Annotated in this window: 11 protein-coding genes; 2 read left to right on the plus strand and 9 right to left on the minus strand. The window is 57.1% G+C overall.

What is annotated here, in order from left to right; genetic code table 11:
* Positions 1–98: 98 nt before the first annotated feature.
* A complete protein-coding gene (gene rlmE / locus HDC30_RS21060; protein WP_003221536.1) occupies positions 99–728 on the minus strand; it encodes a 23S rRNA (uridine(2552)-2'-O)-methyltransferase RlmE in 630 nt (209 codons plus the stop codon).
* A gap of 101 nt (positions 729–829) precedes the next feature.
* Between rlmE and HDC30_RS21065 the strand changes: the two genes are divergently transcribed.
* Entirely contained in the window at positions 830–1,138 is a 309-nt protein-coding gene (locus HDC30_RS21065) for a YhbY family RNA-binding protein (RefSeq protein WP_003221534.1), read from the plus strand.
* Positions 1,139–1,147: 9 nt separating this feature from the next.
* On the opposite strand, the gene HDC30_RS21070 is transcribed toward HDC30_RS21065, so the two are convergent.
* The 4 genes from HDC30_RS21070 to carA form a co-directional block, all read right to left on the minus strand.
* Positions 1,148–1,552 (minus strand): hypothetical protein, encoded by a 405-nt coding sequence (locus tag HDC30_RS21070; RefSeq protein ID WP_027610778.1) that lies wholly within the window; start codon positions 1,550–1,552, stop codon positions 1,148–1,150.
* 28 nt (positions 1,553–1,580) lie between these two features.
* Positions 1,581–2,057, minus strand: coding sequence for a transcription elongation factor GreA (gene greA / locus HDC30_RS21075; protein WP_183784713.1), 477 nt, complete (start codon positions 2,055–2,057; stop codon positions 1,581–1,583).
* The gene (gene carB, locus HDC30_RS21080; RefSeq protein ID WP_007961429.1) at positions 2,054–5,275 is read right to left on the minus strand and encodes a carbamoyl-phosphate synthase large subunit; all 3,222 of its coding nucleotides are present in this window, start codon (positions 5,273–5,275) and stop codon (positions 2,054–2,056) included. The genes greA and carB overlap by 4 nt, the downstream gene beginning before the upstream one ends.
* Before the next feature lie 126 nt (positions 5,276–5,401).
* Positions 5,402–6,538 (minus strand): glutamine-hydrolyzing carbamoyl-phosphate synthase small subunit, encoded by a 1,137-nt coding sequence (gene carA, locus HDC30_RS21085; protein WP_027610776.1) that lies wholly within the window; start codon positions 6,536–6,538, stop codon positions 5,402–5,404.
* A gap of 288 nt (positions 6,539–6,826) precedes the next feature.
* Here carA and HDC30_RS21090 point away from each other — a divergent pair, with 288 nt between their 5' ends.
* Positions 6,827–8,242 (plus strand): DNA cytosine methyltransferase, encoded by a 1,416-nt coding sequence (locus HDC30_RS21090; RefSeq protein WP_183784715.1) that lies wholly within the window; start codon positions 6,827–6,829, stop codon positions 8,240–8,242.
* Here HDC30_RS21090 and HDC30_RS21095 read toward each other — a convergent pair.
* From HDC30_RS21095 to dnaK, 4 genes are all read right to left on the minus strand, one after another.
* Positions 8,239–9,015 (minus strand): PmeII family type II restriction endonuclease, encoded by a 777-nt coding sequence (locus HDC30_RS21095; RefSeq protein WP_123375782.1) that lies wholly within the window; start codon positions 9,013–9,015, stop codon positions 8,239–8,241. The genes HDC30_RS21090 and HDC30_RS21095 overlap by 4 nt on opposite strands.
* Before the next feature lie 80 nt (positions 9,016–9,095).
* Positions 9,096–9,902 carry a 4-hydroxy-tetrahydrodipicolinate reductase gene (gene dapB, locus HDC30_RS21100; RefSeq protein ID WP_183784717.1) on the minus strand — a complete coding sequence of 269 codons (807 nt, stop codon included), beginning with the start codon at positions 9,900–9,902 and terminating at the stop codon, positions 9,096–9,098.
* A gap of 9 nt (positions 9,903–9,911) precedes the next feature.
* Positions 9,912–11,036, minus strand: coding sequence for a molecular chaperone DnaJ (gene dnaJ / locus HDC30_RS21105; protein WP_183784719.1), 1,125 nt, complete (start codon positions 11,034–11,036; stop codon positions 9,912–9,914).
* Positions 11,037–11,333: 297 nt separating this feature from the next.
* A complete protein-coding gene (gene dnaK, locus HDC30_RS21110; protein WP_003221521.1) occupies positions 11,334–13,250 on the minus strand; it encodes a molecular chaperone DnaK in 1,917 nt (638 codons plus the stop codon).
* Between the last annotated feature and the right edge of the window lie 90 nt (positions 13,251–13,340).

Raw genomic sequence — 13,340 nt, forward strand, 5'->3', positions numbered from 1 at the left:
CCGTCTGTAACCCTTTGTGAAACACTTTCTACACAATATTCGCTTATGCACGCGGGGCAAAATACGAAAAACCTATCGCCCCGGCAAAAAACCTCGTTTTACTCGTTACCACCGCGGTAACCCCAAGCCAGCATATATTGCTCGCGGGAGCTGCCTCGAGAAGAATCCGGCTTGATCATCTGGATCTTGTCGAATTTCTTGCGAGCATCCTTCAGGTAAACATCGAAACCTTCACCCTGAAAGATCTTGATCACGAAATTGCCACCCGGCTTGAGTATCCGTTCCGCCAGATCAAGCGCCAGTTCGCAAAGGAACATGGCTTTCGGCATATCCACTTCAGGCGTACCACTCATATTGGGGGCCATATCGGAAATCACAAGGTCCACCTGCGAATTACCCACAGCCTCAAGAATCCGCGCAAGCACTTCGTCTTCGGTGAAGTCCCCTTGAATGAAGGTCACGTCCGGAATGCTGTCCATTTCCAGAATGTCCGAAGCGATCAGACGCCCCTGACCGCCAATCAGCCGGCTGGTGACCTGCGACCAACCGCCGGGCGCTGCGCCCAGGTCGACAACGCTCATGCCGGAACGGATCAGCTTGTATTTCTCCTGGATCTCCAGAAGCTTGTAACTTGCACGCGAACGGTAGCCATCCTTCTGCGCCTGCTTCACATAAGGATCGTTGACATGTCGTTTCAGCCAACCAAGGCTTGTCTTGGAACGCGCCATTGGGCACCTCGATGATTAGGGTCGTGATTAATTGGGCGGATCCACGAACCCTCGGGTAAAATGGCCGCCATTTTACAGAATCCAGACGAAAGGGTCAGATTATGCCGCTCACTCCAGAGCAGAAGAAACAGTACAAATCCATTGGCCACCACCTGAAGCCGGTTTTGACGGTGGCGGACAACGGTCTGACTGAAGGTGTATTAGCCGAACTCGAACGCGCACTGGCGGATCACGAGCTGATCAAGATCAAGCTCAACATCCTCGATCGCGAGTCACGCCTGGCGCACATTGCAGAGTTGTGCAAGGTCGGCAAGGCTGACCTGGTTCAGGTCATCGGCAAGATGGCACTGGTTTATCGCAAGAACTTCAGCGTCAACAAGCAGCTGTCGAACGTTCATCGCTTCAAGTGATGACAAGGGTCAAGGGTGTGCTTCGCGCACCCTGCCACTCCATCCCGGCAGTGGTTGCAACACCAACACCACACCGGAGAAGCCCAACAGCAGAAAACTGAATTCCTGCCAGCGCTGCGCTTGCGGCCAGCCGACACGCACTGCAATAAACATCGCACACGCATACAACGCCATCAGCAACACCTGCCCGCGAAAATCCCGCCATAGACTAGCAAGGCCATCGGCCTGTACCAGCACCAAAGCCTGAAAAATCACGCACGCCGCGGCAAAACCCGCCACCGGCACTTCGAATGCATCGGCAACTTCATCGATCAGCAACGGTGCCAGGCCAATCTTGCCCAACACCGGTCGCAAACCGAGATGTATCAACCAGAAGCCGCCGACCCACAACATCTGGGTCAGCTGCCAAAGCATGGCGCCCGCACGTAGCGGGCGCCTGCCTTCAGATGTGACGGACTTCGACAATCTCGTACTCGGTAACGCCACTCGGCGTTTTCACGGCAACCACATCACCCTCTTCCTTGCCGATCAAGGCACGGGCCAATGGTGAGCCGACCGAAATCTTGCCGAGTTTGAAGTCAGCCTCATCCTCACCCACGATGTGGTAAGTGACGCTCTCATCAGTCTCGACGTTGGCGATTTCGACGGTAGTACCGAAGATCACTTTGCCGGTGTGCGGGATAGTCGTGACGTCGATGATGACCTGATTCTGAATCCGGCCTTCGATGTCACGGATCCGCGCCTCGACCATGCCTTGCTGTTCGCGGGCGGCATGGTATTCAGCGTTTTCCTTCAGGTCACCCAACTCGCGAGCGGTACCGATGTCCTGGCTGAGCTTTGGACGAACGACCTTGGTCAGGTGAGCGTGTTCTTCTTCCAGGGCTTTCGCGCCCTGGACGGTCATTGGGTATTTGATCATGCCTTCAATCCTGCGTGTAGATCCTGCAAGCGGCGCACGGTCTTCTCGGGACCGAACTTCAGCGCTTCGCAGATAGCTTCGCCCGCAGCAATGGTGGTGGTGCAGTAGATCTTGTGCTGCAGGGCATTACGACGAATGGAGTAGGAATCAGCGATCGACTGACGGCCTTCGGTGGTGTTGATGATCAGAGTGACTTCGTCATTCTTGATCATGTCGACCACGTGCGGACGCCCCTCGGTCACCTTGTTCACACGGCGCACTTTCAGGCCTGCAGCTTCGATCAGCTTGGCAGTGCCGGCAGTGGCGACCACTTCGAAGCCCAAGTTGATCAGATCACGGGCCACGCCTGCAACCAGCGGCTTGTCATCGTCACGCACACTGATGAACGCGGTACCGCCGGTCGGCAGCACTTCGCTGGCGCCCATCTGGGCCTTGGCGAATGCTTCACCGAAAGTGTCGCCGACGCCCATCACTTCACCGGTGGACTTCATCTCTGGGCCGAGGATCGGGTCAACACCAGGGAATTTGGCGAACGGGAACACCGCCTCTTTCACGCTGTAGAAGTTCGGGATGATTTCCTTGGTGAAGCCGATTTCCTTCAGGGTCTTACCGGCCATGACGCGAGCAGCGATCATTGCCAGGGAAACACCGATGCACTTGGACACGAACGGTACGGTCCGCGAAGCGCGCGGGTTGACTTCGATGACGTAGATGTCTTCGCCCTGCAGCGCCAGTTGCACGTTCATCAGGCCGACAACGCCCAGTTCCAGGGCCATTTTCTTGACCTGTTCGCGCATCTCGTCCTGGATGTGTGCCGGCAGCGAGTACGGCGGCAGCGAGCACGCGGAGTCACCGGAGTGAACGCCCGCCTGTTCGATGTGCTGCATGATCGCGCCGATCACCACGTCTTTGCCGTCGCAGACCGCATCCACGTCCATCTCGATGGCGCAGTTGAGGAAGTGGTCGAGCAGCACCGGGCTGTCGTTGGACACTTGCACCGCGTCACGCAGGTAACGCTTGAGCTCGTCTTCCTTGTACACGATTTCCATCGCGCGGCCGCCCAGTACGTAGGACGGGCGCACCACCAGCGGATAACCGATTTTCGCGGCAGCACGAACGGCTTCATCTTCGCTGCGCACGGTGGCGTTTGGCGGCTGACGCAGGTTCAGGCGTTCAACCATTTGCTGGAAGCGCTCGCGGTCTTCGGCGCGGTCGATGGCATCAGGGCTGGTGCCGATGATCGGCACGCCAGCGGCTTCGAGGGCACGCGCCAGTTTCAGCGGCGTCTGGCCGCCGTACTGGACGATTACGCCTTTCGGTTTCTCGACGCGGCAGATTTCCAGCACGTCTTCCAGGGTTACCGGCTCGAAGTACAGACGGTCGGAAGTGTCGTAGTCGGTGGAAACGGTTTCCGGGTTGCAGTTGACCATGATGGTTTCGTAGCCGTCTTCGCGCAGTGCGAGGGCAGCGTGTACGCAGCAGTAGTCGAACTCGATGCCCTGGCCGATACGGTTCGGACCGCCACCCAGAATCATGATCTTGTCGCGACCGGACGGCGCGGCTTCGCACTCTTCCTCGTATGTCGAGTAGAGGTAAGCGGTGTCGGTGGCGAACTCGGCGGCGCAGGTGTCAACGCGCTTGTAGACCGGGAACACTTCCAGTTTTTGACGGTGAGTACGCAGGTTCTTCTCGGTCACACCCAGCAGCTTGGCCAGACGCTGATCGGAGAAGCCTTTGCGCTTGAGCTTGAACATCAGGTCGCGGTCGATGGCGGACAGACCGAGGGTCTTGACCTTCTCTTCGTCCTTGATCAGATCTTCGATCTGCACCAGGAACCACGGGTCGATCATGTTCATGCCGAAAATGTCTTCGACGGTCATGCCGGCGCGGAATGCGTCCGCCACGTACCAGATACGCTCGGCGCCCGGTACGGTCAGCTCGCGCTTGAGGATGCTCATGCTTTCCGGGTTGCTCAGGTCGAGCTTCTCGTCCAGACCGCAAACACCGACTTCCAGACCGCGCAGGGCTTTCTGCAGGGATTCCTGGAAGGTGCGACCGATGGCCATGACTTCGCCGACCGACTTCATTTGAGTGGTCAGGCGTGCGTCAGCGTTGGCGAATTTCTCGAAAGCGAAACGTGGCAGCTTGGTGACGACGTAGTCGATCGACGGCTCGAAGGACGCCGGGGTCTTGCCGCCGGTGATGTCGTTCGACAGTTCGTCGAGGGTGTAGCCCACAGCCAGCTTGGCCGCGACTTTGGCGATCGGGAAACCGGTGGCTTTCGAAGCCAGTGCCGAGGAACGCGATACACGCGGGTTCATCTCGATCACGACCATGCGGCCGGTGTCCGGGCAGATGCCGAACTGCACGTTGGAACCGCCGGTCTCGACGCCGATCTCGCGCAGTACCGCCAGCGAGGCGTTACGCAGGATCTGATATTCCTTGTCGGTCAGGGTCTGTGCCGGAGCAACGGTGATCGAGTCACCGGTGTGCACGCCCATCGGGTCGAAGTTCTCGATCGAGCAGACGATGATGCAGTTGTCCTTTTTGTCGCGGACAACTTCCATTTCATATTCTTTCCAGCCGATCAGCGACTCGTCGATCAGCAGCTCTTTGGTCGGCGACAGGTCCAGACCGCGGGCGCAGATTTCTTCGAACTCTTCACGGTTGTACGCGATACCGCCACCGGTGCCGCCCATGGTGAAGGACGGACGGATGATGCACGGGAAACCCAGACGCTCGAGGACGGCGTTGGCTTCTTCCATGCTGTGAGCGATACCGGAACGCGGGCATTCCAGGCCGATCGACTTCATGGCCTTGTCGAAACGCGAACGGTCTTCAGCCTTGTCGATGGTGTCGGCGTTGGCGCCGATCATTTCCACGCCGAACTTTTCCAGAACGCCTTCGCGCTCCAGGTCCAGGGCGCAGTTCAGAGCAGTCTGGCCGCCCATGGTTGGCAGCACGGCATCCGGACGCTCTTTTTCGATGATCTTGGCAACGGTCTGCCATTTGATCGGCTCGATGTAGGTCGCGTCGGCCATGTCCGGGTCGGTCATGATGGTGGCCGGGTTGGAGTTCACCAGGATGACGCGGTAACCCTCTTCGCGCAGGGCTTTGCAGGCCTGGGCGCCGGAGTAGTCGAATTCGCAGGCCTGGCCGATAACGATCGGGCCAGCGCCGAGAATCAGGATGCTTTTAATGTCTGTACGTTTTGGCATGGGTTTGTCACTCAAATCCGCAGGTCAGTCGGCAAGCCGTCTTGATCGATTTCTGAAGCCCTGAGGGGCGCCACCGGTATCGGGGCCGCCCTCGAGGGCTTCTCGCTACAGTCTCAAGGCGAACGCTTAGCGTCGCTTGGCCATCTCGTTGATGAAGCGGTCGAACAGGGGCGCCACATCGTTCGGGCCCGGGCTCGCTTCAGGGTGGCCCTGGAAGCTGAACGCGCTCTTGTCGGTGCGCTCGATGCCTTGCAGGGTGCCGTCGAACAGCGATTTGTGAATCGCACGTACGTTGGCTGGCAGGGTCGCTTCGTCAACCGCGAAACCGTGGTTCTGGCTGGTGATCATCACGACGCCAGTGTCCAGATCCTGTACCGGGTGGTTGGCACCGTGGTGGCCGTGACCCATTTTCAGGGTCTTGGCGCCGGAGGCCAGAGCCAGCAGTTGGTGACCGAGGCAGATACCGAAGACCGGAATCTCGGTTTCCAGCACTTCCTTGATCGCCTTGATCGCGTAGTCGCAAGGCTCCGGGTCACCAGGGCCGTTGGACAGGAACACGCCGTCCGGCTTGAGTGCCAGCACGTCGGCTGCCGGGGTTTGCGCCGGCACCACGGTCACGCGGCAGCCGCGTTCGACCAGCATGCGCAGGATGTTCAGTTTGACGCCGTAGTCGTAGGCAACCACGTGGTACGGCAACTCGGACGCTTCGATGGTCGCGTGGCTGTCGGTCTTCAAATCCCAGACAGTGGAGCGCCATTCGTACTTTTCCTTGGTGCTGACGACTTTCGCCAGATCCATGCCCTTCAGGCCCGGGAAGCCTTGCGCGGCGGCAATTGCAGCTTCTTCGGAGATGTTGTCGCCGGCCATGATGCAGCCGTTCTGTGCGCCTTTTTCACGCAGGATGCGGGTCAGGCGACGAGTATCGATACCAGCGATTGCCACAACATTGTTGGCTTTCAGGTAGTCGGACAGGGACATCGTGTTACGCCAGTTGCTCGCTACCAGCGGCAGGTCACGGATGACCAGGCCAGCGGACCATACGCGGTCGGACTCGGCGTCTTCCGGCGTGGTGCCGGTGTTGCCGATGTGCGGGTAAGTCAGGGTAACGATCTGCTGGGCGTAGGAAGGATCGGTAAGGATTTCCTGATAGCCGGTCATTGCGGTGTTGAACACCACCTCACCAACGGTTTGACCGTCGGCTCCAATGGCTTCGCCGCGAAAAATGCTGCCATCAGCAAGGGCGAGTATGGCTGGCTTAGTCAAGAAGACCTCCCGTAAATAACGCATGAAAGGGCAATCGCAGGTTGTAAAAAAGCGGAGTGACGTATGGACACGTCACCCCGCTTCTTCACTGAATTATTCTGCGCGCTTTTAGTGGACACACTAAAGCTGTAGCTTACAGGAAGGACCTCGAAATCGAAAGGGCACAACACTCACAAAGTCGCCACCCACCATCAGAGCATTGTGAAATCCTGCCGAACGGGCGGTTGACAGCTTTCCGCCCCTCTCTAGAATGGGTACCCATCTCAAGTTTCGAGAAAGAAACCTTTCATGAGTACCTATAGCAGCATAGCTGACGCCGCCGAACTGCTAAATATCAGCACCCAACGGGTCAGAACCCTTTGCCGCAAAGGCGAACTCCAGTCCGAGAAAATCGGCAACGCCTGGATCGTCGATCAAAACAGCATAAAAAATTATGGGCTCCGAACCGCACATATGATTGCACAAGATCACCCAGCTTACGTAGCAGAGACCCCATCCATTTACCGAAAACCTATAGCCCTGAGTTTTTTTTCAGGCGCAATGGGACTGGATCTAGGCTTGGAAAAGGCCGGATTTGATATCCGATTGGCTTGCGAGTCGAACAAGCACTGCAGACAAACTATCGCGCTCAACCGCCCCAATACCGCCCTGCTCGGCGACATCAATGACTGCACTGCCGAACAAGTATTGGATGCCGCAAAAGTCAGCGCTGAAGAAGTGGACTTGATCGTCGGCGGCCCCCCTTGCCAAGCCTTCAGCACGGCCGGCAAGCGCAAGGCGTTTAATGACGATCGCGGAAACGCCTTCCTCAAATACATCGACTTGGCAATAGAGATCCGCCCTCGCTTCATCGTCATCGAGAACGTACGCGGCCTCCTTTCCTGCCCAATGGATCACCGCCCACACAATCAGCGCGGCATGGAGTTTCCGGATTTATCTCTAGATGAAATGAAAGGCGGAGCACTGAACTTCGTAATCAGCGTACTTAAACGTGCAGGCTATACCTGCACCTTCAACCTATACAACTCGGCAAACTTCGGCACCCCACAGATCCGAGAGAGAGTGATCATCGTCTGCTCCCGCGACGGAAAAGAAGCACCTTTCTTGACACCTACACATTCCGAAAACGGCTCCCACGGTCTCCCTGCATGGAATAAACTGCGCAGCGCGTTAAACGGGTTAGAGCACCATTCGCACCTGAACTTCCCAGAAAAACGCCTCAAGTACTATCGCATGCTTAAAGTTGGGGAGAACTGGCGCAACCTTCCACTCGATCTACAAAAAGAAGCGCTTGGCAAATCGTATTTTTCTGGCGGTGGCAAAACGGGATTTCTGCGACGCCTTCATTGGGACAAACCATCACCAACCTTGGTAACCCATCCAGCAATGCCTGCCACTGATCTTGCGCACCCAGAAGAAGATCGCCCTCTATCGATCCAAGAATACAAGCGTATTCAGGAGTTCCCGGACGATTGGCAGCTAGCCGGCCCACTGATAGAACAATACAAACAAGTAGGCAATGCAGTGCCAGTGAGCCTTGGGTATGCTGTCGGAACTCTGATACGTAATCTGTTGAGCGATCAAGAAGTCACCCCTCCACGTGACTTCCGTTTCTCGCGCTATCAGGGCACCTCTCACACCGATTGGCTACAACTGTTCGAAGAACAGAAACAGAAGCATCAGTTCAATCTGGAATTAGCCTAACTCACGGGATGAGCGGGCTTACGCCTGCTCACCTTCGGCTGCTCGGTCGAAGAGTTCAGTCGCACCAAGCGATCCCATTGAATCGCACCATCCTCGTCGCAAAACTCATTCGTGAATTCCCGAGTGAATTTATTTACCATTTGCGCGTATGACACCTGAAATTCCGCGTTTCTCTCCTGCGCTTGATACCCCAATGGCTCAATTAGCTCCACATACAGATCAGCATCCCCAGAAATAAACTCCCAGAAACGTTGTCCACAAAGCTTACTGTAATCACCCTTGTCAGGCTTATTATCACGGCCGTAGCAGCAACCGTTAACTGCAATGATGTTCAAGCCAGATTGACTAGTACGCAAGGTTCGCTGCGCAGTCTTAAAATTGCTTCGCATCTGAGTAATCTGGGAACTGTTACCCCAATTCGGCCCCGACTTGATTGCTACCAGATGACGACGTCCCTCTTTATCAAACTCAAGATCCACACCTGCGACCGCTGACTTCCAGCCACCATAGGTTTTGACATTGATAAAAATTGCCAGCCCTTCCAGCCAGTCGCCAAAAAGCGTCTCTTCGTTAGATGAAACGTGAGCGTCCAGAATGCCACGAACAATCTGTTCAGCAGTTTGAACATTTTTGGCTTTGAACATGTAAGGATTCTTACGCTTAAGCACATCCTTAAGTTTTAACAATGACAAACTGTCAAGACGCTTCTGGTGAAATTTGCCGATATTTTCTTCGACATACTTTGCCACATCAGCCAGATCTAACGGTTGCATCCGCCACACTTCCCTTTCGAATGAAACTTCAGGCAAAACAAAGGCGCTTTACGCGCCTTTGTTTTTTACGTAGTGACAGCTTACTTCAAATTGAGCACATCCTGCATGTCATACAGACCCGGCTCGCGACCATCCAGCCACAACGCCGCACGCACAGCACCCTTGGCGAATGTCATGCGACTGGAAGCCTTGTGCGTGATCTCCAGGCGCTCGCCTTCGCAAGCGAACAGCACGGTGTGATCGCCGACCACATCACCACCGCGAACGGTGGCGAAACCGATGGTTTCCCGCTCGCGCGCACCCGTGTGGCCTTCACGGCCATAGACCGCAACCTTCTGCAGATCACGATCCAGCGCATCAGCAATCACCTCACCCATGCGCAGGGCGGTACCCGAAGGCGCATCGATCTTGTGCCGGTGATGCGCTTCGATAATCTCGATGTCGGCATCGTCGCCCAGCACCCGGGCGGTCATTTCGAGCAGCTTCAGCGACAGATTGACCCCGACACTGAAGTTGGCCGCGAAGACGATCGGAATATCCTTGCCCGCTTCGGCCAACAGTTGCTTCTGCGCAGCATCGAGCCCGGTGGTGCCGATGACCATGGCCTTGCCGGCCTTGCGGCAGAACGCGAGGTTTTTCAGCATGACTTCCGGCAGGGTGAAATCGATCAGCACGTCGAACTCTTCAGCCACCGACTCCAGGTTGCCGGACAACGGCACACCGATGCGACCCAGCGAAGCCAGCTCACCGGCATCCACCCCGATCAGCGTACTGCCGGGACGAACGATCGCCGCGGTCAGGCCGGTCAGCGGCGCGCGCTGCTGCACGGCCTCGACCAGAATCTTGCCCATGCGCCCGGCGGCGCCCATCACAGCTATACGTCGCATGCCGACTCCTTACAGATCGCCGAAGAAGCGCTTCACGCCATCGAACCAACCGGTGGTTTTCGGCGAGTGACTGTTGTCGTCCGCCAGCGAGCTGCGGAACTCTTCGAGCAATTCGCGCTGACGACGATTCAGATTGACCGGGGTCTCGACCGCTACACGGCACATCAAGTCGCCCGCACCACCGCCACGCACCGGCGCCACGCCTTTGCCACGTACGCGGAACTGCTTGCCGGTCTGGGTGCCTTCAGGGATTTTCAGTTTGACGCGACCGTCGAGGGTCGGGATTTCCAGTTCGCCGCCGAGCGCCGCATCCACGAAGCTGATCGGCACTTCGCAGAACAAGTGCTTGCCATCGCGCTGGAAGATGTCGTGCTCGCGCACGTTGATCACCACGTACAGGTCGCCGGTCGGGCCGCCCTGGGTACCCGCCTCACCTTCGCCGGACAGACGAATGCGGTCGCCGGTATCAACGCCAGCCGGCACCTTCACCGACAGGGTCTTGTACTCTTCGACACGACCGTCGCCGTGGCAGGAATCGCACGGATCGGAAATGATCTTGCCCTGGCCATGGCAGCGCGGGCAGGTCTGCTGCACCGAGAAGAAGCCCTGCTGCATACGCACCTGACCGATGCCGCCGCAGGTCGGGCAGGTCGATGGCGACGAGCCTTTCTTCGCGCCGGAACCATCGCATGGCTTGCAATTGACCAGTGTCGGAACGCGGATATTCACGGTAGTGCCGCGCACCGCTTCTTCCAGATTCAGCTCCAGGGTGTAGCGCAGATCGCTGCCACGCTGGGCGCCGCCACGGGAACCGCCACGACCGCCACCGAAGAAGTCACTGAAGACATCGCCAAAGATGTCGGAGAAGTTCTGCCCGCCGAAACCGGCGCCACCGCCACCCATGCTTGGGTCGATGCCAGCATGACCGTACTGGTCGTACGCCGCGCGCTTGCTCGAATCGGACAATACTTCGTAGGCCTCGTTGGCCTCTTTGAACAGTTCTTCCGACGCTTTGTCATCGGGATTACGGTCCGGGTGATGCTTCATCGCCAGACGACGATAGGCCTTCTTCAGGTCTGCATCGCTTGAACCACGCTCTACACCCAATACTTCGTAATAGTCACGCTTTGCCATAAGTCTTTTGCACTCTTGAGGACGTTCGGCAAACCCCTCCTGAGGATGGCCAAACTCGTTGAGCCCCAATACAGGCCCGGACCCAACTCACGTCAATTCAACGATCCTGGTCTTTGTTTCATTTGGTACTTGCGGCGCGAAAAGCAGGAGCATTCCCGGCCATACCAGCAGCAGGCGAACCTTGTCGCATGCTGTAAAAATTCGTGTATTCCAGATACGCCAACGCGGGAGCAAGCTCCCGCGCGGCGACATCCTACCAGTCACCGCCGCAAGGCAGTCAACCGGCCGACCAACAACTTACTTGTGGTCTTTGACTTCTTCGAACTCGGCATCGACAACATCGTCAGCCTTTTCAGCTTTCTCGTCGTGCGGTGCCGCGCCTTCAGCAGGCTGAGCCTGTTCGGCGTACATCTTCTGAGCAACCGGAGCCGAGACTTTCGACAGCTCTTCGATCTTCGCTTCGATGGCAGCCTTGTCGTCGCCTTTCACAGCGGCTTCCAGTGCAACCACAGCGGCTTCGATCGCGGTCTTCTCTTCAGCGCTGACCTTGTCGCCCGCTTCGGTAACCATTTTGCGAGTCGAGTGAACCAGTGCATCACCCTTGTTACGGGATTCAGCCAGTTCAGCGAACTTGCGGTCTTCCTCGGCGTTCAGCTCGGCATCGCGAACCATCTTCTGAATTTCTTCATCCGACAGACCGGAGTTGGCCTTGATGGTGATCTTCTGCTCTTTACCGGTCGCCTTGTCTTTCGCACCAACGTGCAGGATGCCGTTAGCGTCGATGTCGAAGGTCACTTCGATCTGTGGCACGCCACGTGGAGCTGGTGGAATGTCGGCCAGGTCGAACTTGCCCAGGGACTTGTTCTGTGCGGCTTGCTTACGCTCACCTTGCAGAACGTGAATGGTCACAGCGCCCTGGTTGTCGTCGGCAGTCGAGAACACTTGCGATTTCTTGGTAGGAATCGTGGTGTTTTTCTCGATCAGCGCGGTCATCACGCCACCCATGGTTTCGATACCCAGGGTCAGCGGGCTGACGTCGAGCAGCAGAACGTCTTTCACGTCACCGGCCAGAACGGCGCCCTGGATCGCAGCACCCATGGCAACCGCTTCGTCCGGGTTCACGTCTTTACGTGCTTCTTTACCGAAGAAATCGGTCACCAGCTTCTGTACCAGCGGCATACGGGTCTGACCGCCGACCAGAATCACGTCGTTGATCGCGCCAACGTCGATGCCGGCGTCTTTCATAGCGATACGGCAAGGCTCGATGGTGCGCTGAACCAGGTCTTCAACCAGTGCTTCGAGCTTGGCACGCGAAATCTTCACGTTCAGGTGCTTAGGACCGGTAGCGTCTGCAGTGATGTACGGCAGGTTGACGTCGGTCGACTGAGCGGAAGACAGCTCGATCTTGGCTTTCTCAGCGGCTTCTTTCAGGCGCTGCATGGCCAGCGGGTCACCTTTGAGGTTCATGCCGCTTTCTTTCTTGAATTCGTCAACGAGGTAGTCGATCAGACGAATGTCGAAGTCTTCACCGCCGAGGAAGGTGTCACCGTTGGTGGCCAACACTTCGAACTGGTGCTCGCCGTCAACTTCAGCGATCTCGATCACGGAAACGTCGAAAGTACCGCCACCCAGGTCATAAACGATCACGGTGTGATCGCCCTTGGCCTTGTCCATACCGTAAGCCAGAGCAGCTGCGGTTGGTTCGTTGATGATACGTTTAACGTCCAGACCGGCGATGCGGCCGGCGTCTTTGGTCGCCTGACGCTGGCTGTCGTTGAAGTAGGCCGGAACGGTGATGACCGCTTCGGTCACAGGCTCGCCGAGGTAGTCTTCGGCGGTCTTCTTCATCTTCTTCAGAATTTCAGCCGAGATTTGTGGCGGCGCCATTTTCTGGCCGTTCACTTCAACCCAGGCGTCGCCGTTGTCAGCCTTGGCGATTTTGTACGGGACCATCTTGATGTCTTTCTGTACGACTTCTTCGTCGAACTTGCGACCGATCAGACGCTTCACCGCGTACAGGGTGTTGTGCGGGTTGGTCACTGCCTGACGCTTGGCCGACTGACCAACGAGGATTTCACCATCGTTGGCGTAAGCGATGATCGACGGCGTGGTACGCGCGCCTTCGGCGTTTTCGATAACTTTGGCTACGCCGTTTTCCAGCACGGAGACGCAGGAGTTGGTAGTCCCCAGGTCGATACCGATAATTTTGCCCATGTTCACTCTCCCGAAACTTTGGATTTTGTTGCCGCAGCAGTGGTGGCTAACTGCGGTAATACTTAAACGCTTGACTTCTAAATGGGGGCC

Source organism: Pseudomonas sp. JAI115, from assembly GCF_014200835.1.
GTDB classification, from domain to species: Bacteria; Pseudomonadota; Gammaproteobacteria; order Pseudomonadales; family Pseudomonadaceae; genus Aquipseudomonas; species Aquipseudomonas putida_A.